The sequence below is a fragment of the Aeromonas sp. s11 genome (assembly GCF_040907945.1).
Taxonomy (GTDB): Bacteria; Pseudomonadota; Gammaproteobacteria; order Enterobacterales; family Aeromonadaceae; genus Aeromonas; species Aeromonas veronii.
Genome location: NZ_JBFOCU010000053.1, coordinates 23,067 through 50,041 on the forward strand (window position 1 = coordinate 23,067; position 26,975 = coordinate 50,041).

At 61.8% G+C, this 26,975-nt stretch carries 20 protein-coding genes; all 20 read right to left on the reverse strand.

Features of this window, described 5'->3' with window-relative positions:
- Position 1: 1 nt before the first annotated feature.
- On the reverse strand, positions 2-1,459 hold the full coding sequence (locus tag AB5Y84_RS14475; protein WP_368177227.1) for an HD domain-containing phosphohydrolase: 1,458 nt from the start codon (positions 1,457-1,459) through the stop codon (positions 2-4).
- Entirely contained in the window at positions 1,456-2,592 is a 1,137-nt protein-coding gene (locus AB5Y84_RS14480) for an FIST signal transduction protein (protein WP_368177228.1), read from the reverse strand. Before AB5Y84_RS14480 ends, AB5Y84_RS14475 begins: the two co-directional genes overlap by 4 nt.
- Positions 2,593-2,824: 232 nt before the next feature.
- Positions 2,825-4,288: an NADH-quinone oxidoreductase subunit NuoN gene (gene nuoN / locus AB5Y84_RS14485; RefSeq protein WP_139743581.1), complete on the reverse strand. Its 1,464-nt coding sequence runs from the start codon at positions 4,286-4,288 to the stop codon at positions 2,825-2,827.
- Entirely contained in the window at positions 4,285-5,829 is a 1,545-nt protein-coding gene (nuoM, locus tag AB5Y84_RS14490) for an NADH-quinone oxidoreductase subunit M (RefSeq protein ID WP_005337249.1), read from the reverse strand. The genes nuoN and nuoM overlap by 4 nt, the downstream gene beginning before the upstream one ends.
- A gap of 98 nt (positions 5,830-5,927) precedes the next feature.
- Positions 5,928-7,775, reverse strand: coding sequence for an NADH-quinone oxidoreductase subunit L (nuoL, locus tag AB5Y84_RS14495; protein ID WP_368177229.1), 1,848 nt, complete (start codon positions 7,773-7,775; stop codon positions 5,928-5,930).
- A complete protein-coding gene (gene nuoK / locus AB5Y84_RS14500) occupies positions 7,772-8,080 on the reverse strand; it encodes an NADH-quinone oxidoreductase subunit NuoK (protein ID WP_005337247.1) in 309 nt (102 codons plus the stop codon). The genes nuoL and nuoK overlap by 4 nt, the downstream gene beginning before the upstream one ends.
- Positions 8,077-8,628: an NADH-quinone oxidoreductase subunit J gene (gene nuoJ, locus AB5Y84_RS14505; RefSeq protein WP_005359828.1), complete on the reverse strand. Its 552-nt coding sequence runs from the start codon at positions 8,626-8,628 to the stop codon at positions 8,077-8,079. The genes nuoK and nuoJ overlap by 4 nt, the downstream gene beginning before the upstream one ends.
- A 10-nt stretch (positions 8,629-8,638) precedes the next feature.
- Positions 8,639-9,181 (reverse strand): NADH-quinone oxidoreductase subunit NuoI, encoded by a 543-nt coding sequence (nuoI, locus tag AB5Y84_RS14510; RefSeq protein WP_005337245.1) that lies wholly within the window; start codon positions 9,179-9,181, stop codon positions 8,639-8,641.
- 10 nt (positions 9,182-9,191) lie between these two features.
- On the reverse strand, positions 9,192-10,160 hold the full coding sequence (nuoH, locus tag AB5Y84_RS14515; protein WP_005337244.1) for an NADH-quinone oxidoreductase subunit NuoH: 969 nt from the start codon (positions 10,158-10,160) through the stop codon (positions 9,192-9,194).
- Positions 10,157-12,913, reverse strand: coding sequence for an NADH-quinone oxidoreductase subunit NuoG (gene nuoG, locus AB5Y84_RS14520; protein ID WP_368177230.1), 2,757 nt, complete (start codon positions 12,911-12,913; stop codon positions 10,157-10,159). Before nuoG ends, nuoH begins: the two co-directional genes overlap by 4 nt.
- Positions 12,914-12,954: 41 nt before the next feature.
- On the reverse strand, positions 12,955-14,340 hold the full coding sequence (gene nuoF / locus AB5Y84_RS14525; RefSeq protein WP_139463864.1) for an NADH-quinone oxidoreductase subunit NuoF: 1,386 nt from the start codon (positions 14,338-14,340) through the stop codon (positions 12,955-12,957).
- A complete protein-coding gene (nuoE, locus tag AB5Y84_RS14530) occupies positions 14,337-14,879 on the reverse strand; it encodes an NADH-quinone oxidoreductase subunit NuoE (RefSeq protein WP_108539962.1) in 543 nt (180 codons plus the stop codon). The genes nuoF and nuoE overlap by 4 nt, the downstream gene beginning before the upstream one ends.
- A gap of 80 nt (positions 14,880-14,959) precedes the next feature.
- Positions 14,960-16,765, reverse strand: a complete 1,806-nt coding sequence (gene nuoC / locus AB5Y84_RS14535) for an NADH-quinone oxidoreductase subunit C/D (protein ID WP_368177231.1) — start codon at positions 16,763-16,765, stop codon at positions 14,960-14,962.
- Between the two features lie 2 nt (positions 16,766-16,767).
- Complete coding sequence (locus AB5Y84_RS14540; RefSeq protein ID WP_005344917.1) at positions 16,768-17,442, reverse strand: NADH-quinone oxidoreductase subunit B family protein; 675 nt, start codon at positions 17,440-17,442, stop codon at positions 16,768-16,770.
- Between the two features lie 29 nt (positions 17,443-17,471).
- Entirely contained in the window at positions 17,472-17,876 is a 405-nt protein-coding gene (locus tag AB5Y84_RS14545; protein WP_150998911.1) for an NADH-quinone oxidoreductase subunit A, read from the reverse strand.
- A 379-nt stretch (positions 17,877-18,255) separates the two neighbouring features.
- On the reverse strand, positions 18,256-18,825 hold the full coding sequence (locus tag AB5Y84_RS14550; RefSeq protein ID WP_021231425.1) for a DUF1566 domain-containing protein: 570 nt from the start codon (positions 18,823-18,825) through the stop codon (positions 18,256-18,258).
- A 13-nt stretch (positions 18,826-18,838) separates the two neighbouring features.
- Positions 18,839-20,278 (reverse strand): DUF1566 domain-containing protein, encoded by a 1,440-nt coding sequence (locus tag AB5Y84_RS14555; protein WP_368177232.1) that lies wholly within the window; start codon positions 20,276-20,278, stop codon positions 18,839-18,841.
- Positions 20,279-20,337: 59 nt separating this feature from the next.
- Positions 20,338-22,782 carry a proprotein convertase P-domain-containing protein gene (locus AB5Y84_RS14560; protein ID WP_368177233.1) on the reverse strand — a complete coding sequence of 815 codons (2,445 nt, stop codon included), beginning with the start codon at positions 22,780-22,782 and terminating at the stop codon, positions 20,338-20,340.
- Positions 22,779-24,785, reverse strand: coding sequence for a prolyl oligopeptidase family serine peptidase (locus AB5Y84_RS14565; protein ID WP_368177234.1), 2,007 nt, complete (start codon positions 24,783-24,785; stop codon positions 22,779-22,781). The genes AB5Y84_RS14560 and AB5Y84_RS14565 overlap by 4 nt, the downstream gene beginning before the upstream one ends.
- A complete protein-coding gene (locus AB5Y84_RS14570; protein ID WP_368177235.1) occupies positions 24,785-26,923 on the reverse strand; it encodes a TonB-dependent hemoglobin/transferrin/lactoferrin family receptor in 2,139 nt (712 codons plus the stop codon). Before AB5Y84_RS14570 ends, AB5Y84_RS14565 begins: the two co-directional genes overlap by 1 nt.
- Positions 26,924-26,975: the final 52 nt, after the last annotated feature.

Below are 26,975 nucleotides of genomic sequence, written 5' to 3' on the forward strand. Positions count from 1 at the left end.
CTTATCCCGCCTTGTCTGCAAGTTGACTGATGGGAGGGCCGAAGTGGTAGCCGGTCTGCCAGAGTACGATACAGCTGTTGACCACTTTTTCATCGTAATGGATCCCGGCATAGCGGGTCAGTTCGGCAATGGCGTCACTCAGAGGCATGGCCCGGCGAAACGGGCGATGGGAGGTCATGGCGATCAGCGAGTCGGCCACCCGGATAATGCGCGCCTCCAGGATAATTGCGTTGCCCGCCAGCCCCTGCGGATAGCCGCTGCCATCGAGGTTTTCGTGGTGCTGCAGCACTATGGTGGCGATGGGCCAGGGGAAGTCGATCTGTTTGAGAATATCGTGGCCGGCCAGGGGGTGCTGCTTGATCAGTTCGAACTCCACCGGCCGTAATTCACGTGGGCGGGTGATGATCTCGGTGGGGATCTGCAGCAGGCCGATATTGTGCACCATGGCCGCCAGTCCCAGCGCATCCAGCCGCTCTTGCCGCAGTTGCATGGCCTGCCCGATGGCCAGTGCCAAATCGCGCACCCTCAGCTCATGGCCCGCACTGTTGCGATCCTTGTGGCTGATGGCGCTGGCGAGGGCACTGATGGTCTGGAACAGCAGGTCACGCTGGTGGCGCTCGCTCTCCTTGAGGCGGGTGATGTCGACCAGGGTGCCGATGATGCCGGCAACCATCCCCTGATGGTCATAGAAGAGATCCTTGAAACAGATGACCTGATAGCGCATGCCATTGCGGTCATGCAACTGCTGTTCGATGCACTGGGGCTGGCGACTTCGCAGCAACTCGGCTTCCCGCATGCTGTAGGCCTCGGCAAGCCCGACTGGCAGCAGCTCCTCGACCCGTCGACCCAGCAGCGCCTCCTTGCCGAGGCCGATCACCTGATTGAAGGCCTGGTTGCAGCCCAGAAACCGCCCCTCGATATCTTTGTAGAACACCGGGATCGGGATGGCCTTGAGCAGGGATTCGTTGAAGTGTTTCAGATCCTTCAGTTCGGCCTGCTGACGCAGGGCGAGCAGCTCGCTGTCCTTGCACAGGGAAATGGCGCGGGCCAGGTTGCCGAGCACCGGGCTGAACAGATGGCAGACCGGTACGATCTGCTGATGTGGCTGGGGGGCGAGCAGCAAGATGAGATAACCCCCTTCAACCTTGAGCCGATAGGCAAACTGGTAGGGGCGGCTGCCCGGCAGGGGGAGCGTCTGTTGCAGCAGGCAGTGCTCCTCCTCGCTGACCCACCCAGGCAGTGGCAGGGTGGTGCCGGTGTGCTGGCGCAGCTGCTCGTCGCCGATCACCTTGAGCAGCTTGTATCCCTCCCGTTGTTGCTGCAATACCGCGCCAACCGGCGTGGCGCAGTGATGCATAAAACGTTGCAGTACCTTGGTGAGCAGCGCATCCAGAGTGACTTCACGCCCGATGCAGAGCGCCAGATCGCAGACGATGGCCATGGCGTGGTCGTTGTTCATATCAATGCCCCGTTACAGAGAATGGCGCCGTTATGAAATTGGGGGTAATCCCCATGGCGCACGCTGCCAATTTCGCCAAGGGAGAGGGCTCCTGCCAGATCGCCGGCCCCCGAGTGGGTCAGCAGGGTGCGCAGCTCGGTCACCGTCTGCTGGTCGAAGTGCAGCTGGCGTCCCGCGCAGTAGTAGACCTCCAGCAAGTGTGCCCGGGTGAGGGTTTGTTGCTGGTTGAGGCGCCTGGCCAGTGAGCAGGCATGCTCGGTGGCACTCTCTGGCGCCTTCAGCAGGGTGAGGATGCTGTACTCCGCGACCTCGCCGGCGCAGAGCAGGGCGCCGTCATCGTTTGCCTCGACGGGGATCCTGACAATCACATCCCCGTTGGCCCGCAACAGGCCCAGTGGCATGTGCACCACGAAACGGTAGAGCTCCTCGCGCACAATAGTGTGCTGGAATTGCTGGCGGATCAGCCCCTGATATTTTTGAAAGGCCGGTTGCCAGTCGATGTAGGCAATCTGGTTCGCTTCACTGCTGGTGGCCAGCATTGGTTGGGCTGAGAGTTGATAACCATGTTCCAGAAAGGGAAAGCTGTTGCTGGGCAGCAGCGTGCAGGTGACCCCGTAGGCAAGTTGCCGTTGATTGTCGAACAGGCAGGCAAGGGGGGTGAAGCTGCTGCTGCCTGCATTGGCGCCGGCATAGTTGACGCGATTGGCCAGTTGCAGATAAAGCTCATCCAGAATGGAGGCGATATTGGGAATGAGGTTGTCGAAGGTCAGAAACAGGGTTGGTGGCTGCGAAGGGGTTGGCCAGGTGGCCAGCATGCTCTCCACCTGTTCCGCAATCAGTTGGGCAAGGGATGCTGCGCTGGCCTGCGGTGTCAGGGGCAGCAGTGTGGCGTGATAGGGGTTGGCTCTGGGCAGTAGCCAGGCCCCTTGCGGCAACAATCCTTGCGCACCGATCAGCTGGGGGAAGATGGCGCCATCCAGGGCGATGTTGAAGTCGCGGCACAACTGCTGCAACAGGGGGACCTGAGCGCAATCCTGTTCGGCCAGCAGTATGGTCAGCTTGCCTCCTTGCAAGGGTGCCAGCGTGGCAGCCAGTTCTGTCGGGTTAAATTGGCAAACGTAGTGTTGCTTCATCAATCTGAACTCCATTCCAGAATATAACCAATATATCAATAAGGAATTCAAGAGGGTATGAGGATCTCGCCCGGTTCTGGTTGTATGGCAAAAACCATGATGGGCATCACCCTCGCTGATTGATCTGTCATTTGCTGGCTCGCGGAGTGCGCGATGCTGTCGGTCCGCAAATAGAAAACCGGCAGCCAAGGCTGCCGGTTTTGCGGGTAATGAGGGGTAGCGACGGTAAAGGTTACTGCAATACCACGTGCTGGAACCCTTGTACCAGGCTGATGACCGGCTGGGGATAGAGCCCCAGCAACACCACCAGCACGGCAGAGAGCAGCACTACCACACCACCGGAGGAGAGAGCCCAGTCTGCGCTGGCATCCCGCTGCTGCATACCCGGTTCGCGCAGATAGAGGGTCACCATCACCTTGAGGTAGTAGTAGAGACCCAGTGCGCTGCCGAGCACGATGGCACCGGATAGCCACCAGAGCTGCGCCTCGACGGTGACGCCGATGAGGTAGAACTTGCCGATAAAGCCGAGGGTCATCGGGATGCCCGCGAGTGACAACATCATCACCGTCAGTACGGCAGTCAGATAGGGGCGCTTCCAGAACAGACCACGATAGCTGTGCAGGGAGTCGGCATCCTTGCCGCGATAGGGGCTCGACATCATGCTCACCACCCCAAAGGCACCCAGGCTGGTGAACAGATACATCAGCAGGTAGACCCCGGCTGCTTCCACCGGCATCTGGCCGAATCGGCTCGCCACGATCACCGCCAGCAGGTAGCCGAAGTGGGAGATGGAGGAGTAACCCAGCATCCGCTTGATGTTGGTCTGCACCAGGGCCAGCAGGTTGCCGACCAGGATGGAGATGACCGCCATGGCTGCCAGCAGCCAGTGGATCATGGGATCGCTCGCCGCCGGTACCGCCAGATAGAAACGCAGCAGCACGGCAAAGACCGCCACCTTGCTGACGGTGGCGAGGAAGGTGGCGACCGGTGCCGGGGCACCTTCGTAGACATCCGGGGTCCAGAGGTGGAAGGGGGCCAGGGAGAGTTTAAAGGCAAAGCCGACCAGCATTAACCCCAAACCGCCCATCAGCAGCGGATGGTGAGCCGGGCTCTCGGCCAGGGTCTGCCCCAGGGCTGCAAAGCTCAGGCTGCCTGCCTGCGCATAGAGCAGCGCCATGCCAAACAACAGGAAGGCGGTGGCGGCGGCAGAGAGCACCATGTATTTCACCGCGGCTTCCAGCGAGTGGCGCTCGCGGTAGGCGTAACCCACCAGACCGAACATCGGCAGGGTCAGCATCTCGATCCCGATAAAGAGAGAGGCGAGGTGACGGGAGCAGGCCAGCACTAGACCACCGGCGGTGGCGATCAGCAGCAGCAGGAAGAACTCCTCCCGGTTGTCCGGGTAGGCTTTCAGCCACGATTGACCGAAGGTGCAGGTGGCCAGGGCGCCGATCAGTACGAGACCCATGTAGAAGACGGCGTAACTGTCCACTTGCAGCAGCGGGGTGACCCCCTGATCCCCTTGTGCCATCACGATGGGCAGCGAGAACAGAGCAAGGTTGAGGCCAACAATGGTCACGGTAAAGGCGGTAGTGACACAGCGGCGCCAGGCGATGGCCAGCATCAGGGCCGCCATGGCCCCGGTGGTCAACAGCAGGGGAAGCAGTGCCAGCAGTTGGGAAGCGGAGAAAGTCATTGCAGGGCTCCAGCAGTCGGCAGCAGATACCAGTGCAGCACGTTGATAAGGCTGCTGCTGGCGGTGTCAATCACGGGTTGGGGATAGAGGCCAAGCAGAACCAGCAGGCCCGCGATCACCATCATCATGGTCAGCTCGCGGCGATCCAGCCCCTTGAGCATGCTCTCATCCTTGGCGGGGCCAAAGCAGGCACGCTGCAACATGATGAGAGAGTAGACCGAGGCCAGTACCAGACCGAAGGTGGCGACCGCCGTGATGACAGGGGCAACCTGGAAGCTGCCGACCAGGATCAGGAACTCGCCGACAAAGTTGCCGGTGCCCGGCATGCCGAGCGACGCTACCGAGAAGAAGAGCATCACGCCGGGCAGATAGCGTAGGCGTCCCCACAGGCCGCCCATCTGGCGCAGATCCCGGGTGTGCAACCGCTCGTAGAGCTGACCGCAGAGGATAAAGAGGCCGGCAGCCGAGAGGCCGTGGGCGATCATCTGCACCACCGCGCCCTGCAGGGCCAGCTCGCTACCCGAGTAGATAGCGATCATCACAAAACCCATGTGGGAGATGCTGGTGTAGGCTACCAGCCGTTTGATGTCGGTCTGGGCAAAGGCCACGATGGCACCGTAGACGATACCGATCAGGCCAAGCACCATGGCGTAGGGAGCAAATTCTGCGGACGCCTCGGGGAACAGCGGCAAGGCAAAGCGCAGCAGACCGTAGGCGGCGGTTTTGAGCAAAATACCGGCGAGATCCACCGAACCTGCGGTCGGCGCCTGACTGTGGGCATCCGGCAGCCAGCCGTGCAGCGGCACCAGTGGCATCTTGACCGCGAAGGCGATAAAGAAGCCCAGCATCAGCAGCCACTGAACGCCCTTGCTCATCGGGGTATTGAGCAGCTCCAGATAGTTGAAGGTGAAGACTCCGGTGGCATGCTGGTGGGTCAGCACCAGCCCGATGATGGCCACCAGCATGATAAGGCCGCTCACCTGGGTGTAGATGAAGAACTTGGTTGCGGCGTTGATCCGTGATTTGCCGTCAGTGACCGAATGGCCCCAGAGCGCAATCAGGAAGTACATGGGGACCAGCATCATCTCCCAGAAGAAGAAGAAGAGGAACAGGTCCAGCGCCATAAAGACCCCGAGCACGCCGCCCAGGATCCAGAGCAGGTTGAGGTGGAAGAAGCCGATGCGCTGCACGATCTCTTTCCACGAACAGAGAATGGCCAGTACCCCGATAAAGCAGGTGAGGATCACCATCAAGAGCGACAGGCCATCCACAGCCAGATGCAAAGAGATGCCGAAGCGGGGGATCCACGGCAGGCGCCACTCGGCGGCCCAGGCGGAGGCAGCACCAGAGACGCCCGCGCTGTCGAGGCCGGTCGTGGCAAGGGAGAAATCACCACTTAGCCAGATGGCACAGGAGAGCAGCAGGCTGGCGCTCATGGAGAGCAGGGCAACCCAACGGACAAACTGCCCGCCGAGACGCTCCATCTGCCAGCAGAGCAAGCCGCCGATAAAAGGAATTAGCAAGATCCAGAGTAAGGTCACGGTATCAGCTCTCGTTCAAGTTCATATGAGATTGCGCTCCCTGTTCCATCAGGGAGAGCAAACAGCCTGGCTGTATGATTGTCCGGTTGTTCATCGCGTTACCCCAGCAGCAACAGCGCCAGCACCAGCACGGCGCCGATCCCCATGGAGGCGGCATACCAGCGCAACTTGCCGGTCACGGTCCAGGCCAGCAGCTGGTTGCCACGCAGGGCAAGCCAGGCGGGCAGGCCCATCATCCAGTCCAGCGGATCCTGCCCGACCAGACGGGTCGCCAGCAGATAGGGTTTGACCCACAGCTGGTCATAGAGCCAGTCAAAGCCCCAAGCGTTGAACCAGAGGGTGCTGAGCAGGCGGCCCGGCGCGCTGTTGGCAATGGAGGTGGCCAGACGGCGCTCACCAAGGAACAGAAACGCGGCCAGCGCGATGCCAGCAATGGCAATGATGCCGGAGGTGATCTCCAGCGCATGGCGACCCTCTTCGATATGGTCCCCCGGGCCTGCGGGTAGTACACCTGCCAGTGGCGGGGTGATCAGCGCGCCTATGCCGGTGGAGAGCACCAGCAATACCAGCAGCGGCAGATGGTGAGCCAGACCGTGGCCCGCATGGGCTTTGGTCTGCTCTTGGCCATGGAAGGCGATAAAGATCAGCCGGAAGGTGTAGAGCGAGGTGAGGAATGCCCCTACCAGACCTGCCCACAGCAGCGCGCTTTGGCCAGAGGCTTCTACTTGCCACAGGATGGCGTCCTTACTGTAGAAACCGGAAGTGACCAGCGGCAACGCCGCCAGCGCCGAGCCACCCACCAGGAAGCAGGCATAGACCAGCGGCAGACTCTTGCGCAGCCCACCCATCTTGAAGATGTTCTGCTCATGGTGGCAGGCAACGATAACGGCACCGGCGGAGAGGAACAGCAGCGCCTTGAAGAAGGCGTGGGTCATCAGGTGGAAGATGGCCCCTTCCCATGCGCCGACACCCAGTGCCAGGAACATGTAGCCAATCTGGCTCATGGTGGAGTAGGCGAGGATCCGCTTGATATCGGTCTGAACCAGCGCGGCAAAGCCTGCCAGCACTAGCGTGATGGCGCCAACCAGCCCGACCAGATGGAGGATCTCCGGCGCCAGCAGGAACAGGCCGTGGGTACGAGCAATCAGGTAGACACCAGCAGTCACCATGGTGGCCGCGTGGATCAGCGCCGAGACCGGGGTCGGGCCCGCCATCGCATCCGCCAGCCAGGTTTGCAGCGGCAGTTGGGCCGATTTGCCGACCGCACCGCCCAGGAGCATCAGGCAGGCCAGCGACAGGGCAGGGGAGCCCTCGGCAAACAGGGTCGGTGCGCGCACCAGCAGCTCGTGAATATTGAGAGTGCCCAGTTCCCGATAAAGGATAAACAGGCCGATGGCGAGGAAGACATCACCCACCCGGGTCACGACAAATGCCTTGAGGGCCGCCGCGCCGTTGTTGGGATCCTTGTAGTAGAAGCCGATCAGCAGATAGCTGCACAGCCCCACCCCTTCCCAGCCGAGGTAGACAAACAGCAGGTCATCGGCCAGTACCAGAAACAGCATGCTGGCGATAAAGAGGTTGGTGTAGGTGAAGAAGCGGGAGTAACCCTCTTCCCCGCGCATATACCAGGAGGCGAACAGGTGGATGAAGAAACCCACCCCGGTCACCACCCCCAGCATGGTCAGCGACAGGCCATCCAGTGCTAGCGAGAAGCTCGGGGTAAAGTTGCCCACCGCCATCCATTGCCACAGGCGCTGGACATAGACGCCCCCCTCGGGCGGGTTGCCCAGAAAGTCGATGCCCACCCACAGGGTAGTGAGGGCCGACAGGCCAATGGAGCCAACCCCGATCAGCGCCGAGGTACGCTCGCCAAACCGGCCGAGGGAGAAGGCCAGCACCAGCCATCCCAGCAGCGGAAATAGAAAAGTCAGATATAAGAGGCTCATCCGCGCATCTCGCTCACAGTGTCCACGTTCAGGGTGTGGTAACGACGATAGAGCAGCAGTAACAGGGCAAGGCCGATACTGGCTTCCGCTGCCGCCAGAGAAATCACCAGGATATACATGATCTGGCCATCGGCCTGGGCCCAGCGGCTACCCGCCACCACAAACGCCAGTGCCGAGGCATTCATCATGATCTCGATACTCATCAGGATATAGAGCAGGTTGCGGCGGATCAGCAGACCGCACAAGCCGATGCAGAACAGCACCGCGGCCAGCAGGAGGCCGTGCTCCATGGGGATTCCATTCATTGCTGACCTCCTTCTTGTGCAGAGCGGGATGCTGTGCGGGGGACGGAGAGCACTTCACCGCTCTTCTCTTCCCGACCCAGGTGATAGGCGGTTACCAGACCCGCCAGCAGCAGGATGGAGGCAAGCTCCACCGCCAGCACATAGGGGCCAAAGAGCTCGACACCCACCTGCTTGGCGGTCACCTCGGTCACTCCGATCAGGCCCCCGGTCACCCCGAGAATGCCGTGGGCCAGAAAGCCCAGCAGGATCAGCGAGAGCAGGGCTGGGCCCCCCCAAGTCATGGGGGTGAGCCACTTTTTCTCCTGCGCCTGGGCACTCCCCAGGTTCAGCATCATCACCACGAACACGAACAGCACCATGATGGCGCCGGCGTAGACGATCACCTGCAGGGCGCCCGCAAAAGCGGCACCCAGGCAGAAGAAGATCATGGCCACGGCGATGAGGGAGATGATGAGATTGAGCAGCGCATGCATGGGATTGCTGGTGCTGATCACCCGCAGCGTGCTGTAAATGGCCACCAGGGCCGAGGCATAAAATGCCAGTTCCATGATTGACTCCTCAGGGCAGCAGGCTCTTGACATCGATGGGCTTGGCTTCGTTTTCGGCATCCCCTTTCGGCTTGCCGTCGATAGCCATCCCGCTCATGCGATAGAAGTTGTAGTCCGGGTATTTGCCGGGCCCGCTGATCAGCAGATCCTCCTTCTCGTACACCAGATCCTGGCGGCGATACTCACCCATCTCGAAATCCGGTGTCAGCTGGATGGCGGTAGTGGGGCAAGCCTCTTCACACAGGCCGCAGAAGATGCAGCGAGAGAAGTTGATGCGAAAGAACTCCGGATACCAGCGACCATCTTCCCGCTCGGATTTTTGCAGCGAGATGCAGCCGACCGGGCAGGCAACTGCGCAGAGGTTGCAGGCCACGCAGCGCTCGTCCCCGTCGGGGTCACGGGTCAGCACGATGCGACCGCGGTAGCGGGGGGCCGCATAGACTGCCTGCTCCGGATAGTTGAGGGTTTCACGGGGCCGCCAGGCATGGGAGAAGACCATGGCCAGACTGCGTAACTGGGTGCCGACACCCTGAATAATGCTAACAATTTTCATATTGAGTGCCTCACTGCGTACTTATCAGTACAACTGCCGCGGTGACCAGCATATTGATCAGGGTCAGCGGCAAGCAGACTTTCCAGCCAAACGACATCACCTGGTCAAAGCGCGGGCGAGGCAGGGAGGCCCGCAGCAGGATGAAGAACACCATGAAACAGGCGGTCTTCAGGGCAAACCAGATGAAGGGGGGCAGCCAGGGGCCGTGCCAGCCACCGAAGAAAAGGGTCACGATGAGCGAGGAGATCAGCACGATGCCGATATATTCGCCCACGAAGAAGAGACCCCACTTCATCCCCGCATACTCGATGTGATAGCCGTCGGCGAGCTCCTGCTCGGCTTCTGGCTGATCGAACGGGTGACGGTGGGTGACGGCGACACCGGCAAACAGGAAGGTGACAAAGCCCAGGATCTGGGGCACCACGTTCCACAAGTCTGCCTGTGCCTCGACGATATCCCGCAGGTTGAAACTGCCGGTCTGGATCACAATCCCCATCAGGGAGAGCCCGAGAAACACCTCGTAGGAGAGGGTCTGAGCCGAGGCGCGCAAGCTGCCGAGCAATGAGTATTTGTTGTTGCTCGACCAGCCGGCGAACAGCACCGCATAGACCGCCAGCCCTGCGATGGCCAGGATGTAGAGCAGCCCCACATTGAGATCCGCCACGCCCCAGGTGGGGGTGATGGGCACCACCGCAAACGCCAGAATAAAGGCGGTGAAGGCGATGATGGGGGCCAGGATAAAGATCCGCCGATCAGCGAACGGCGGGATCCAGTCCTCCTTGAAGAACATCTTGATCATGTCGGCGGCCAGCTGGAGCAGACCAAACGGCCCCACCCGGTTGGGGCCGTAGCGATCCTGCCACAGGGCCAGCAGGCGACGCTCGATGAAGCTCATGAAGGCGCCAGCCCCCACGATCCCCACCAGCACGATCAGTGCCTTGCCCACCTCCAGCAACAGATCGATCAGCGACTCGCTCATGCGATCACCTCCTGCAGGTTAGTGATTGAGGCTTGTTGCAGGGCCGTTGGCAGGCCGTTCACCCCAAGGGGGAGCCCCATCAGACCGGCGCTCAGCTGCTCGCTCAGGCGCAGGCGCAGTTGCCAGTGGCTCCCGCCCCAGGAGAAGGAGACCTGACTGCCCCCGTGGAGGGCCAGACGCTGCGCATCAAGGGGATTGAGCACCAGCTCGGGTTCGTTCATCCGTGCCTGAATGACCGGGCTGCGAGCGGAGAGCTCCTCACCGCCAAACAGCTGGGCATAATTGACCACTTGCAGTGCTTCTGCGGCCTTGAAGGGGGCGGGGATGGTCGCAAACCAGCCGAGCAGCTCCTTGCCTTCTGCCTGCGGATCTGTTGCTTCCAGCAGACGGCGACCCGGATCGCCAGCACGCAGTTTGCCACCCACTTCATCCTGGAACTTGTTCCAGGCGGAGGGAGAGTTCCAGCCCGGCGCCCAGGCGAACGGTACTTGCGGTAGCGGCTGACGGGCTCCGGCATACCCTTCCATGGAGAAGTTGAAGGGGGAGTCGGGATCTTGCGCTACCCGCGGCTCGCTGACGTTCTGATCCGCCAGCATGGAGGTGCGACCGCTGTAACGATGCGGCTCACGGGCCAGCCGCATGCCACGGATCCGCAAGCCTGCGTTGGGCGCCGCTTCCAGCATGGTAGCGAGCAGCGGATTGCTGGTGGCGCAGTCATGATTGACCTGGTCGAAGTTCTGCCAGCGCAGCGGCTTGCGTTCTATCGCCCCTTGCAGCGCTGCCAGCCAGCGCCACCCTTCACGCACCTGAATATCGGCGTTGTAGAAGGCGGGCGCATAGACCTGGAAGAAGCGCTGGGCGCGCCCTTCCATGTTCACCAGGGTGCCATCGGCCTCGGCAAAACTGGCCGCTGGCAGCACCAGATCTGCCTTGTTGGCGGTCGGGGTCGCCTGATGGTCGATGATCAGCAGGTGCTGCAGCCGTGCCAGCGCAGCATCCACCCGGTTGCGCGGCGCGCGGCGGTAGAGATCGTTCTCCAGGGTGACCAGCGCCAACCCCTCTTCTGACTCGATACGCGCAAGGGCGGCTTCGAGCGGCTTGTCTGACAAGGTTTGAGCGCCCAGCATGGCCAGCCCCAGCGAATTGGCCTCCTGGCCAACCAGCGCGATGTTGGCATCCAGACCTCGGCCTTTCAGGGCGCGGGCAATGTTGCTGGCCGCCTCAAGCAGCGCCACATCGCGGGCAGTGGAGCCTGCAATGATGAGCGGCTTCTTGGCGTTGCCGAGCAGCTCGGCCCAGCGAGCCGCTTGTGCCTGCTGTTCGGGGCAGAGGTCGGCCACGGCCGGTGCACTCGGGTCGAGCAGGTTGGCGATGGCAAAGCCAATGCGCGCCTGATCGGCATAGGGGGCGTGCAGCTTGTCGGCCGCTACATCGTCCAGACGGGTGGTGTCGAGACTGGTGATGAGCAGCGGGTAGCGCTCGTTCTGACCCAGTGTCTGAACGGCGGCGACTTGCCACAGATCGACCTTCATCTTGCGGGCCAGCTCGCGAGCCTTGCCCTTGACGGCTTGGCGCAGCGCCAGCGCGATACGGGCGGCGCTCATGGTGACATCTTCGCCGAGCACCAGAATGGCGTCAGCCTCTTCCATGTCCCGCAGGCTCGGAGTCGGCACGCCGCCCTGTTGCAGGATCTGCAGCATCTTCAGCTGACAGGCCCACTCGGCCTGCTCGACGCCTGCATAGAAGTTGTCTGCCCCCACCAGCTCGCGCAGGGCAAAGTTGCTCTCCAGCGAGGCGCGGGGCGAGCCGATGCCGATGAGGTCGCGGGCCGTGCGCAGGGCATCGGCGGCTCGGTTGAGGGCGCCATCGACCGTGATGGTCAGCTGGTCGTTGCCATCTTTGAGCAGCGGTTGGCGCGGACGGTCCGCCAGATTGACGTAGCCATAGCCAAAGCGGCCACGGTCACAGAGGAAGTAGTGGTTGACGCTGCCGTGGAAGCGGTTTTCAATCCGGCGCAGCTCGCCATAACGCTCGCCCGGACTGATGTTGCAGCCCACGGAGCATTGCTGGCAGATGCTGGGGGCAAACTGCATGTCCCACTTGCGGTTGTAACGTTCGGAGTGGGTCTTGTCAGTGAAGACGCCGGTGGGGCAGACCTCCACCAGGTTGCCGGAAAATTCACTCTCCAGGGTGCCATCCTCGACCCGCCCGAAATAGACGTTGTCGTGGGCACCATAGACCCCGAGATCCTCGCCACCGGCATAATCCTTGTAGTAACGGACGCAGCGGTAGCAGGCGATGCAGCGGTTCATCTCGTGACCGATGAAGGGGCCCAGCTCCTGATTCTGGTGGGTGCGTTTGGTGAAGCGGTAGCGACGGCTGTTGTGGCCGGTCATCACCGTCATATCCTGCAGGTGGCAGGCGCCGCCCTCTTCACACACCGGGCAGTCGTGGGGGTGGTTGGTCATCAGCCACTCCACCACGCTCTTGCGAAATTCTTTAGCCTCTTCATCCTCGATGGCGATGTAGCTGCCATCGGTGGCCGGGGTCATGCAGGACATGACCAGACGGCCGCGCTTGTCATCGGCATTCTGATATTGTTTCACCGCACACTGGCGGCAGGCGCCAACGCTACCCAGCGCCGGATGCCAGCAGAAATAGGGGACGTCCAGACCCAGCGACAGACAGGCTTGCAGCAGGTTATCTGCTCCGTCTACCTCGTACTCTTTGCCGTCTACATAAATGGTTGCCATACAACTTCCCTGAAACCTGTTTTGTGAAATCTGTGGTGTCGTTACCAGCGCTCGCCCAGCAGATTGGGCTGGATCCCTTTGACCGGCTTGCGGTTATCACCGCTGCCTTTGATCCCGGCCTCGAATTCGGAGCGGAAATATTTGATGGCGCTGGCCAGCGGCTCGACGGCGCCCGGTGCGTGGGCGCAGAAGGTCTTGCCTGGGCCAAGGAAACCGCAGAGTTGTTCCAGAGTCGCCAGATCGCCGGATTGCCCTTCGCCACGTTCCAGTGCCCGCAGCAGCTTGACGCTCCAGGGCAGGCCATCGCGACAGGGCGTGCACCAGCCACACGACTCGCGGGCGAAGAACTCCTCCATGTTGCGCAGCAGGGAGACCATGCTGATGGAGTCATCCACCGCCATGGCGAGGCCAGTCCCCATCCGGGTGCCGACCTTGCCGATACCGGCGGTATACATCTGGGCATCGAGGTGCTCCGGCAGCAGGAAGCCGGTGCCCGCGCCGCCCGGTTGCCAGGCTTTCAGGCGATAGCCGCTCTTCATCCCGCCGGCGTAATTTTCAAATAGCTCGCGGGCGGTGATGCCAAAGGGCAGCTCCCAGACCCCGGGGTTGTTCACCTTGCCGGAGAAGCCCATCAGCTTGGTGCCGTGATCTTCCGAGCCCGGCAGCGCCAGCCCGTGATACCAGGCGACTCCGTTGCCGATAATTGCAGGCACGTTGCAGAGGGTTTCGACGTTGTTGACGCAGGTGGGTTTGCCCCAGACGCCGGAAACGGCGGGGAAGGGGGGTTTGGCACGCGGGTTGGCACGGCGCCCTTCCAGCGAATTGATCAACGCCGTCTCTTCACCACAGATGTAGCGGCCGGCGCCGGTGTGGACGAACAGCTCGAAATCAAAACCGGAGCCCAGAATGTTCTTGCCCAGCAGACCGGCGGCCTTGGCCTCTTCCACCGCGCGGCGCAGGTGGATGGCGGCATCAACGTATTCGCCGCGCAGGAAGATATAGCCGCGATAGGCCTTGAGCGCCCGAGCACTGATGATCATCCCCTCGATCAGCAGATGGGGCAGTTGCTCCATCAGCAGGCGATCTTTCCAGGTGTTGGGCTCCATCTCGTCGGCGTTGCAGAGCAGGTAACGGATGTTCATGCTCTCGTCTTTGGGCATCAGCCCCCACTTCACACCCGTGGGGAAGCCCGCGCCGCCACGCCCCTTGAGACCGGCATCCTTGACGGTACTGACAATCTCGTCCGGGCTCATCTGGCCGAGCGCCTTGCGGGCGGCTTCATAGCCCTGTTTGGCCTGATACTCCTCCAGCCACACCGGCTGGCCGTCATCCCGCAGCCGCCAGGTGAGCGGGTGGGTCTCGGGGGCTCGCGGGGTGCGATTGGCGGTGCCAAGAGAGGCGAGGATCTTGTTTTGCGGCAGGCTCATGGGTAAGCCTCCAGGGTTTTCAGCAAGGTCACCGGATCGAGGCCGCCATAGGTGTCGTCATCGATCATGATGGCTGGCCCCTTGTCGCAGTTGCCAAGGCAGCAGACCGGCAACAGGGTGAAGCGGCCATCCGGGGTGGTTTGACCGGGGCCGAGGTTCATCACCTCCTTGAGACCGGCCAGCAGATCTTCATGGCCATTGATGTAGCAGACCATGCTGTCGCAGACGCGGATGATGTGACGGCCTACCGGCTGGCGGAAGATCTGGCTATAGAAGGTGGCAACCCCCTCCACGTCGCTGGCGGGAATGCCGAGCTCGGCCGCGATGGCGTGAATGGCACCGTCGGGTACCCAGCCTCTGGCCTGCTGCACGATCTTGAGCGCTTCGATGCTGGCGGCGCGGGGATCTTCGTAGTGGTGTTTCTCGTGTTCGATGGCATCGCGTTCAGCCTGGCTCAGAACGAAGTCGTCCCGTTTGCTGCTGCATGCCCCTTGCCCCTGTGGGGTCTGATTATTGTGACACTGACATTGCTGGCTCATGACTTGACCTTTGGTGGCTTGTCCTTTTACTGCTCGTCCGGCGATCCCGATTCCCGGCCATGGCCGGGAGAGCGGATCACTTAACGGTCCACATCCGACATAACAAAATCGATACTGCCCAGATAGACGATGAGGTCCGACACCATGCTGCCTTTGATCACCGAGGGGATCTGCTGCAGGTGAGCAAAGCTCGGGGTGCGGATCCGGGTCCGGTAGCTCATGGTGGAGCCGTCACTGGTCAGGTAGTAACTGTTGACCCCCTTGGTCGCCTCAATCATCTGGAACGACTCGGCAGCGGGCATCACCGGGCCCCAAGACACTTGCAGGAAGTGGTTGATCAGGGTCTCGATGTGCTGCAGGGTGCGCTCTTTGGGCGGCGGGGTGGTGAGGGGGTGATCCGCCTTGAAGGGGCCCTCCGGCATGTTTTTCATGCACTGCTCGATGATCGACATGCTCTGGCGGATCTCCTCGATCCGCACGGTGGCTCTGTCGTAGGCATCGCCATTGCTGCCGACTGGCACTTCAAAGTCGAACTGATCGTAACCGGAGTAGGGGCGCCACTTGCGCACGTCGAAGTTGAGGCCGGTGGCGCGCAATCCGGCCCCCGTGGTGCCCCAGGACAACGCCTGCTCAGTGGTGTAGGCAGATACGCCTATGGTTCGACCGCGCAGAATGCTGTTGCGCATCGCCGCTTTTTCGTAATCCATCAGACGTTTGGGCAGCCAGCTCAGCAGGTTGTCCTGCACCAGCCGTTGCCATCCCTTCGGCAGGTCGTGGGCCACACCGCCGATACGGAACCAGGCCGGGTGCATGCGGGCACCGGTGATCGCTTCGATGATGGTGTAGATCTTCTGCCGATCGGTGAAGGTGAAGAAGACCGGGGTCATGGCCCCCACGTCCTGAATATAGGTTCCGAGGAACAAGAGGTGGCTCTGGATGCGGAACAGCTCCGCCATCATCACCCGGATCATGTCGACCCGCTGCGGCACCTTGATGCCGGCCAGCTTCTCGACCGCCAGCACATAGGGGAGGTTGTTCATCACCCCGCCCAGATACTCGACCCGGTCGGTATAGGGGATATAGCTGTGCCAGGACTGGCGCTCGCCCATCTTCTCGGCACCGCGATGGTGGTAACCGATATCGGGCACACAGTTACGGATCTCCTCGCCATCGAGCTGCAACACAAGGCGGAAGGCGCCGTGGGCAGAGGGGTGATTGGGGCCGAGGTTGAGGAACATGTAGTCCTCATTCTCGTTGCCGCGGGCCAGCCCCCACTCTTCCGGTTTGAACAGCAGGTTCTCCTGCTCCATGTCCTGTTTGGCGGCATCGAGCATGAAGGGATCGAATTCGGTGGCGCGCGCCGGGTAATCCTTGCGCAGCGGGTGACCCTGCCAGCTCTTGGGCATCATGATGCGGGTCAGATGGGGGTGGCCATCGAAGGTTATGCCCATCAGATCCCACACTTCCCGCTCATACCAGTTGGCATTGGGGAAGTGGTTGGTGATGGTGGGCAGATGCAGGTCACTTTCGGTCAGCGCCACTTTCAACATCACATCGGCGTTACGGTCGATGGAGATGAGGTGATAGAAGACGGTGAAATCGCTCTGGGGCAGACCGTCGCGATGGCTGCGCAGCCGCTCATCGGTGGCGCTGAGATCAAACAGCATCACAAACGGGGAGGGCACCTTGCGCAAAAAGCCCATCACATCCTGCAGCAGTTCGCGGGGAAGCCAGACCACTGGCACGCCGGTACGGGTAGTCTGCACGGTGAAGTGCTCGACCCCGAAGTGGGCAAACAGTTCGCCAATGACTTTGGCATCCTTGTGGTCGCTGGGCTGCCACTGGGCCATGGCGTAATTGCTGGGAAAATCACGAGTCAGTTTCATGGTCAGATCTCATCCGGCGTGCGCAGGTTGGTCACATTGATCCGTTCGCCGCGCTTGCGCTCTTTTTCGGCCTGCATCTGGGGACGGTAGATCCCCTGATCGCCCACCACCCAGGAGAGGGGGCGGCGCTCTTTGCCGATGGAGTCCTGCAGCAGCATCAGGGCTTGCAAAAAGGCTTCGGGACGGGGCGGGCAACCCGGAATGTAGACGTCGACCGGCAGGAACTTGTCCACCCCCTGCACCACGGAATAGATGTCATACATGCCGCCGGAGTTGGCACAGGCCCCCATGGAGATCACCCACTTGGGTTCGAGCAGCTGTTCATACAGGCGCTGGATGACTGGCGCCATCTTGATGAAGGGGGTCCCTGCAATCACCATGAAGTCGGCCTGACGGGGCGAGGCACGGATAACTTCGGCGCCGAAGCGGGCCACATCGTGGGGGGAGGTGAAGGCGGTACACATCTCCACGTAGCAGCAGGAGATACCGAAGTTGTAAGGCCAGAGGGAGTTTTTGCGGCCCCAGTTGACTGTGTCTTGCAGCACCTCCTCGAGGCGGCCCATCATGATGCCGCGCGTCGCTTCTTGCGCCAGTGGGTCATCGACGGTCTGGCGCTGCTCCTGGGGGTAGCGCTCAACGGGTGCATCCGGGTCAATCCGGGTCAGGGTGTACTTCATGGTGCAACCTCAAGGAAAGGGTCTGTGGTTCAATCACTGTTTTTGTTGTTCAACGGCGGTTTGCGCGGTGACCAGTCCAGTGCGCCGATGCGCCAGAGGTAGATCAGGCCGATAAGCAGCAGTCCGATGAAAATGGTGGCTTCAATAAAGCCGACCCAGCCGCTCTCCCGCACGGAGACAGACCAGGCAAACAGGTAGAGCGCCTCGACGTCGAAGATGACGAAGAACATGGCGACCAGATAGAACTTGGCGGAAAAACGCAGGCGGGCACTGCCGACCGAGTCGACACCAGATTCAAATGGCTTGTTCTTGGTGCGGCCGTAGGCACGACCTCCCAGCAGGGCGGCGAGGCCTATCATCACCAGACAGATGGTGATGGCACCGATGACATAAATGGCAAAAGCCCAATGTTGAGCAGAAATATCAGCAAACATAGAGGTTTTTCCTAACCAAATTAATCAAGCGACTTAACAATAATGTTACGCATTATGACACTTTCGCACTGATTTACATGTCATTTTTACGGGTTAATTATTAATCGGTTAACCGGTAATTAAATTTTGTTAAGAAGCGCACTTTTTTGTTGGTTATGGCGGGCGAGAAAGGCCTGTAAAGCGCAGAGAGCTGCTCCTCGTCATCACCTGAAAGGGGTAAATGCCGCGGGCGAAGCCGGATCAGGTCGGTATCGCGGGCAGGGGGTACAGGCGGGAGAAGAGCGTGATGGCGGGTGAGATAGGGGGGTGGCAAGAGCAATAAAAAGAGAGGCTCGCAAGCCTCTCCTGTCATCGCGTTCCGGTTTCGAGCGTGGGGCAGTCAGGGTTTATTGGCGACCAGCAAGACCTGATCCGGGTAGGCGCCAATGGCGCGAAGACCGATATCTCCCGAGGTGATATCCAGATACGCCCGCTGACCATTGGCGGAGGTTACCGTGCTGCTCATCAGATAGACATAGCCCTCATTGACCTCTTTACCGCCCCCCGCCATGGCGCGCGGGAAAATGGCTTCATTGAGAGAGGGCTTGTAGCAGGCATGCTCGACCAGGGTCGCCAGCTCCTTGATGTCGGGCAGACGCCACTGGCTGATACCGCCGAAGTGATAGAGAGCATGACTGCTGTCACTGCGGATCCGCTCCGCCACTTGCAGCCCCTGCTGCCAGTAGTAAACGGTCGGTTCCCCCAGGCAACTGCTGCCACTCCATGTCTGCCCCAGTTTGCAGCGCATCCAGGTGAGGCCGGTGTGTTGATCCGTGACGGTGCCGTTGCCGTGGTCAAGAAAACGGGCAGAGGGGGCGGTGCGATCCATGGTGTCATCACAAATGGCAGCACCGTGGGCCAGGGGGGCCAGCAGTGCCAGCATGGCGAACGAAAAGCGATAAAGGCTCATGATATTCCTCGGATTATTGGGGAGTGGCGACCAGTCGTACCTGCATCAGTTCGATATAGGTATCTTGCTGCACCAGCGCGGGATAGGTGGTGCCCGCATCTTCTCCCAGGAGCAGGACTGTGCGTTTGCTGATGGGGCCACCGGAGAAGCGCTGGGCGGTGTTGCTGGTGGCGCTCCAGTAGTAGCCATGGTAGGTGTCATCTTCCGAGGAGGCGATATCCGGGAAGTAACGGGTATCCACGATGATGCGCTGACCCAGCGGGTCCTTGGCCAGGCTGCCGTAGTGCATCAGTGACATCAGCTCACCCATGGTGGGCAGCCGCCACTGGCTGATGCCGCAGCGCTGCTCGCCATTGAGCCACTGCTGATACGCGCGGGTGGTCAGCATGGTGGTCAGCGCCTGTGCCCGGGCGAGGGCCGCCAGATCTCCTTCGGCGGTGAGCTGTTCGATCCTCTTATGAATATGCTGGTAGGCCGCTTGCTGCTCGCCTGCGGTCGCCTTGAACTGCTCATCCTCATAGGCAAAGGGTCTGCTTTTCCAGGCCGGGCTCAAGGGATCGTCCGATTTGACCTCCCACACCAGACCGGTATTGAGATCCTTGACGCACTGCCAGTTCGGCGCGCTGTCGGGCAGCACCTGACCGCGATCATCGAGTTTGCGATAGGCAAGTTGGGGACGAGTGCGATTCCAGCTGGCATCTTGTCCCGGATAGTCATCGGGTTCCTGTTCCAGCAGCGGGTCGTTGCCATCGCTGAAGGTGGTGACGCCGGTGACGGTCAGCAGGTTGCGTGGCTGCTGCTGTACCAGCAGGGTCAGTAGCTCGCTTTGGGTCTCTTCGGCAAACTGGCCGTTGCGCTGCCACTCCTGAGCCAATTGCGCCAGCATCAGGCTGATGGCGCGATAGCTGGTGGTGAGCAACTGGGTCTCCTTGGCGGTTGCAAGGCGTGTGCGGGCCTGTTGCTGCAAGCTGATCGCCACCTGCTGTAGCGCCTGATCAAACTGGCCTAGGCCTGCGAGGGCTGCGCGGTCGCTGCCCGGTTGCAGCGGCGCGAGATCGGCCAGCAGCTGCGTCTGTGCGCGATCGGCGGCCACCCCTTCGGCAATGCGGCTCTGCCACAGGGTACTGAGCAGGGTTGGTTGCAGCCGTTGTGGATCCCCTTTGGCGGCCGGATGTGCCAGTAGCAGGCCTCCGCTCCTCGGTACGAAAAGCAGGGGCGAGTTGACGATGTTGGCCGAACGGCTGACCAGGGCCACAGCTCCTTCGCCGCTGACGGCAGGGTCGGCAGGATCACATTGCCAGTTCTGATCCAGATCGGCGCACAGGGTACCGGCGGTCGGCAGAGCGACATCGACCCGGTAGTCCGGGATCGCCAGTGGTGCGTTATCTTCCCCGCCGCCACAGGCGCTGAGCAGGGCTGAGAGGGTTGCAATAACCAGTACGGATGGTTTCACTTCACATTCCTTGATTCGGTCACAGGTACACGGGGGCGGTAACCCCCGTGGTGCAGGATTCAACGGCGCGGGGTGCTCCGGCGCCAGAGGCGGGGCCAGAGGGCCAGCAACAGCAGCAGGGGGGAAGTCGTGCCGCCACCCCCTTCATCCTGCTCAAGGGGAATGATGCCGGTGTTGGGCAGGGCTTCATCCTTGTCACAGCGGGCGCCGACTTGCTGGGCGACCCGCCAGCTGCGCAACTGACCGGTGTCACCGGCGCTGGTGTCGTTGATCTCCAGTAGCCAGCGGCCAGAGAGCGGTTCGCCGTGCAGCTTATCGAGTGATTCGAACGGTACCAGTTCACGGGGGAACTCCCCTTTGAGCCGGGTATGGCTGGCGTAACCCTTGTTCCACAGGCTGATCCGGGTGCCGTAAGGGGAGGTGAGCCAGATCTCCAGCTGCTCCAGTTTGCTGTGCTCCAGATCGAGGGCGACCACGAATCCGCTGTCGATGCGGGCCTTGCTCTCGGGCAGGGTGAGAGTGAAGCGGGACAGGCCGTGCCGTTCATTGCTCACCGCATCCTTTATCTGGCCACCCTGGCCGATGGCCCGCTGCCAGAGCGGTTCACCGATCGGCAGTTGCAGGTCAAGGCGGGTCTGGCGCTCGGTGGGGCTGGGCAGGGTGAGCTGGAACTGCAGCGGCAAGGTGACTGCCTCGCCACAACTCAGGTTGCTCGCCGCTTCCAGCGGCAGGGTCCAGCGGGCGGTGCCATCGGCGTTGAGCTCTCCCTGCCAGTGACCGTCACCCATGAGCCCCTTGGTCGGGAGCAGGCTGGCGTCGGTCACGGTCAGGGGGCGGCCGCTCTGGTTGGTCAATTCGATGGCGAGGCTCTTTTTCTCCCCGGGCAGCAGGTAGCTGTCATCGGCAAGGCGGGCCGCGATGGGAGTGGGCAGCAGGGCGTGGTGGCGGAAGGCCTGCTCCAGCAGCTTGCCATAGCTGCGGTCCGGATAGAGGCGGTTGGCGGTATCTACGGTGACCCGCGCCAGCTGGGGCATCCGCACCTGCGGGCCGAGGCCGAAGTGGGATTCAATCAGCAGGGTATCGAACTCGTCACGGGCTACCTCGCCATATTGTTCAACGGCCTGGCGCAGCGCGGTGAAGAGCGGGGTGCCCCACAGCTGGTCGCCGTTGCTGCCGTTGATGGTGAGGTGAGCCGGATAGAGGAAGCCCGGATGATAGCGCGCTCGCAGATCATCGAGCTGACGGGGCGTTCGGCCGCTGATCCTGGCATCCCAGTTGAAGACCATGAAAGGCTCGAACTGGCGAGCCTCTGGACTGCGCTGGCGCCAGCTGGCGGCCAGATAGTCGCTAAAGCCCTCGCCGATGGCGCCCCAGTCACCCTCTTCTCCCATGTCGGGCAGGATATGGTGCTGCACCGCATGGCCAAACTCGTGCCAGATCACCATGGGATCTTCCGCATCGGGTACCCCTATCCGGCCAATTTCCAACCGGCGCAGGAAGGGGTCATAGAGGGAGTTGTCCTGCTCCCCGGCATCGGTATCGATGGCCAGGGGGCCGCCCATCAGCGTTGGGTAGCCAAGGGATTCCACATGGCGCTGGGCCAGATCCAGATGGTAGTAGCCATTGATATCGAGGAAGGCGGGCTGCTGGTGATCCAGCTGGAAGCCATCGGCATCAGGGCTGCTAAAGGGGGCTGTTTCCGGCGCCGTGCCATCCACGACCCGGGCGCGTGGGCCACTCAGCTGGTAGGTGTCATCCACCTTTTGTACCCTGAGCGGGACGGTGCGATAGGCCCCGTTGTCCAGCACCAGATCGTGGCGCCACAGCAGGTTGCCATCTTGCAGTTGGGTGCGTGGGTCGAGGGCAAAGATGCGGGCCTGCACTGTGGCCGCTTCCCCTGCCAGCGGGACCGCTTCGGCACGGGTGTTGGCCTCTTGCAGCGTGCGCCCCAGCAGGGCGCTGCCATCGCAGGTGACAAACAGTTGCCAGTGGCTGCTTTTGCTGTTGCCCGGCTGGCTTTCCACCGCCAGCAGACGCCAGGCCGCAGTCAGGGTGTCGCCATCCTGCCAGTACCAGGGCTGGGCTTCGTCACTGCCAGCGAATTGCCACACAGTACCATCCAGCGTGGCGGTATAGGCATCCACCCCGGCGCGGCTTGCTTCATCACATGGCGCCTGTGCCTGCATCAGCCGGGTATTGTGATAAAGGCGCCACGGGCGACCCTGCTCATCGAGACTGACGGCGGCCATCAGGCCGGCGATCGGTGCGCCATTGAGCTGCTGGCGATAATGCAGATAGTGGCCCAGCTTGCCTTGGCGCTGATAGGCCGGGGCATCACTCAAGGTGACGCCGAGCTGCTGTTCGAGCCAGAGGCGGGTATCGGCCGGGGCGTCCTGTTCGACAAAACGCAGTTCGGCGGCCTGAGTGGAAAAGCCAGCCAGCCCCAGCAAGAGGGCGGGCAACAGGGGTTTCATAGTGGTACTCCCAATCAGCGGCGGGGTCATTGGTTGATCCCCGCCAGATGCAACAAGAAGGCAAATTCACGAGCCCGATCGCCACCACCGGCGCGGTGGCCCCCCTCCAGTTCGGTCAGCAGCAGGTAGGGGCCGGAGCCCGTGCTGTGCTCCCGCAGGCGGGCCAGCCACTTGATCGGCTCCCAGTAGGGCACCTGGCTGTCGTGCAGGGCGGTAGTGACCAGCAGGGGCGGGTAGGGGGCGCGGTGCAGGTTGTCGTAGGGGCTGATGCGGCGCATCGCCTGATACTCTGCGGGCTTGGCCGGATTGCCCCACTCCTGGTACTCCTGACGGGTCAAGGGGAGGGCAGGATCGCTCATGGTGCCGAGCATATCGACGAAGGGAACCTGCAACACGGCGCCGCTAAAGAGTGTCGGTTGCTGGTTGAGGGCCGCAGCAACCAGCGTGCCCCCCGCGCTGCCCCCCATGGCAAACAGGGGCAGGGGAGCGGCGTCGGGCGACCAGTGGCGCAGGGCGTGACCGGCTGCGATAAAGTCGCTAATGCCGTTCTGCTTGTGGATGCCCCGTCCGTCGCGGGTCCACTGCTCCCCCAGCATGCCGCCGCCGCGCACATGGGCGATGGCGTAGACAAAGCCCCGATCCAGCAGGCTTAACAGCTCTTTCTGGTAGTAGGGGCGCATCGGCGTGCCATAGGCGCCATAGCCGTAGAGCAGTACAGCGCGAGGGGCCAGATCTTTGCGCCACACCAGCGAGACAGGCACCCGGGTGCCATCGGCAGAGGTGATCCAGCGCCGCTCGCTCTGATAGGGCAATGCTTTATTGCCTGCGGTGTGCTGGTCGTTGATCCAGTGGCCGCTGTTCAAATCCAGCCAGCGTTGGCCGGGGGGCTGGCTCAAGCCCTGACTGCGCACCAGAATACGGTCGCTGGCCGGGTCATGTTCTCCTTGCAGCCAGCCGGTACCGGCGCCACTGGCCAGCGGCAGGCGCTGGCGTTCATGGCCGTTGCGGTCGAGCAGGGCGAGGCAATCCTCCCCCTGCTGGCGAAACTGCACCACCAGATGGCGATCAAACAGTCTCCACTTCTCGGGATCGCCGAGATCCTCCTCTTTGGCGGGCCACAGGCGCTGCCACTCACTGAGCGGCGTGCTGGCTGAGTAGAGGGCAAACGTCCCCTCCCGGTTGCTCTTGATCACCCAGCCGGATTGACTGTCCAGATAGTATTCCACCCCGCGCTGGCGGGGTTTGACCTGCTGCGGCTTGCCCGAGTCGAGCAGGTACTGCTCCGAACTGTCGTGGTTGTTGCCCTGCAACACCAGATGTTGGCCATCCGTGGTGCGATAGAGGCTGAGCAGCCATGCGGGATCCAGCTCCTCATAGAGAGTCTGCTCCTGGCCATCCTGCCAGCCGCGCAGCTGCCAGGGGCGCAGGGTGTAGCGCTCGTTGGCGATGGTGTAGAGGGTGCGACCATCTTGTGACCAGGCGAGATCAGCGCTGCGCTGTGCCAAACTGGCCAGCACCTTGCCGCTCTGGAGATCGAGCAGGGTGACCTGATAGTCGAGATCGCCGCGCCTGTCTTCGGCGATGGCCAGTGTGAGGTTATCCGGGCTCAGTGCCCAGCCGCCCGCTTCGTAATAGCCCTCACCCGCTCTGGCGGGAAGCCGCTGCTGCACCTTGCCCCCGTGGCGTTGCCAGAGTGAGCCATCCGGGCGCAGCTGCCATGCCTGATCGCCGCGCACAAGCCAGTTGTCTGGCACGGGTTCCCCCGCCGGATGGCTGGCAAACTCGGCGCGCAAGGTTGCTTCCAGCGGCTGCTGCGCGGCGAGTTGCTGCTCGCTCCAGCGATTTTGCTGCTTGAGCAGGGCGAGTATGGCCGGGTTGCTGCGGCTCTCGTCCCGCAACCAGAAGTAGGGATCCTGGCGTACGGGATTGCCTGAAATCAGGTGTGGCTGGGACGGGATCGGCGGTGGCAGGGCCTCTTGCGCCCACGCCAACGGGACGGCCAACAGGGCCGCCATGATTGCATGATGTTTCATCACATCCCCACGAAACGGTAGCTGAGGCTGGCTGACAGGTAGCGGCCGCTCTGGCTGTAGAGGGAGGTGTCGCTGCCAGCCGGGAGTCCGGCCACATCCTGATAGCGGACATAGCGGGTATCGAGCAGGTTGCCGATGGTGGCATTGACCTTTAGCGCTTCGGTGATCTGCCAGTCGCCGGTGAGATCCAGGCTGAACCAGCCTGCGCTGCTCTGGCAGGCACCGTTGTAGCCAGTCTGCGCATTGGCGCACTGGGGCACCTTGGTCATGGCGGCGGCATAGTTGCCACTGAGCTCAACCCCCCAGTCGAGCTGTTGCCAGCGCAGGGTGGTGTTGCCTTCCAGCGGTGTCTGGGTGCGCAGCGGCTCACCGCGGTGATCTTTGCCATCCATCCAGGCCAGATTGGTCGAAAGCTCCCACTCGTCGCTCAGCCAGAGGCTGGCGGCCAGCTCGGCGCCCCAGGTTTCTGCTTTGGCGACGTTGCGATACTGGCGCAGGAAGACACCGTCATCGAGGCGAAAACCGGTCTGGCGCCAGTCGATGAAGTTGTAGTAGCGGTTGTAGAAAACGGCCGGTTTGACGCTCCAGTTGTCGCTTTGGCCATTCACTCCCCACTCCAGACTGTGGCTGGTCTCCTCCTTGAGGTTGGGGTTGGCAATGATCTCGAACGGCGGCATGGCAAAGTAGTGAGGAATGTTGCCGTAAACCTGATCGTAAGCGGGGGCGCGGAAGCCGTTGGCATAGCTGAGCCAGCTGCGCCATGTTTCGTTGAAGCGGTAACTGGCCGCCACACTGGGGGAGATGTGGTCGCTGTGGTTCTCGGCCAGATTACTGTCCGGTGCGCGCAGGCGCTGGCGGTCAAAGCGCAGGGTCGGGGTAAACTGCCAGCTGCCCAGATCGATCACATCGCTCAGCCAGATGCCATCGCGGCGGGTCTCGGCCTTGCTGAAGGGGGCTTTCTGTCCTTGGGTGGTGATGCCATCTTCCAGGGTCAAATTGCTGACCGGCCGCTCGTGGTTGGCCTGCTCCACTTCCACACCGTAGCTGAAGGTGTGATCCAGCGAGCCGGTGCTCAGCTTGTTCTGCAACTCCAGCTCGCTGCCAAGGCGCAGCTCCTCGAATGTGGAGAGGGTGCGCTGGCTGCGATATCTGGGATAGCCGCTCAGGGCATCGTTGCGCAGCAGCTGGCGCTGGTTGGCTTCGTTGCGTGACTGGTTGCCAAACAGGCTCCAGTTGAGGGTATCGATCATGCCCAGATCGTTGGCCTCCCAGCTGAACTTGCCGCCCTGGGTGCGCTGATCGCCATCTTCCTGAAAACCGACCACGTCCCAGCTGCCATCGGGTTGGGGCACCGCTTTGGGCCCCATCTGGCGTTTGGCGTGATCCTCGTAGTAGTCCAGCTCCAGCCGCAGAGCGTGATGGGCATTGAGGGGGAGGCGGCTGCTGGTGGAGGCACTCATGCCATCCAAATCAGCCGGAATGCGGTTCTCCTCAAAGTTGGCGGTTTCGTTGCCACGCCAGCCGGAGAGGCGCAACAGATGTTCGCTCTCCAGTGCCCGTACCGCGCCGGTCATGCTGAGTTTCTTCTTGTTGCTGTCGCCTCCGTAGAGGGTCTTGGCCGCCAGATAGCTATCTTGCTGTTGCAGATAATCTTCCGGCTGCTTGGTATTCATCACCACGGTGCCGCCGATGGCATCGGAGCCATGCAGGGAGGAGCCGGCCCCCTTGGCCACCTCAATCTGCTTGATGTCATCGAGATCGAAGTTGAAGCGACCCACCTTGTCATTGATGTTGTCGGCGCCAAAGCCATCGCTGACGCGCACCCCATCCTTGATCAGCAGGATACGGTTGCCACCGATGCCGCGCACGCTGATGTTTTGCGGTCGCCCGGCAGAGCCGGTGACCGAGACACCGGGGATCTTGCGAAACACATGAGTCAGCTCGCTGGCGACCTGACGGTCCAGCTCTTCCTGGGTGATGACGGTGATGGAGCCGGAAACATCGGAGAGTTTCTGTTGTACCCGTTGCCCGGTGACAATGATGGTGTCGTCGCTGCGAGCCTTCTCCACAGGGGGAAGATCGGCCGCGCCAGCGGAGGCACACAGGAGTGCCGGCCATGCCTGAAGCAGTTTTTTCATAATGATAATTGTTTTTATTTAAGCCTGAGGGGCGGCATTATTGCAGAGGCCT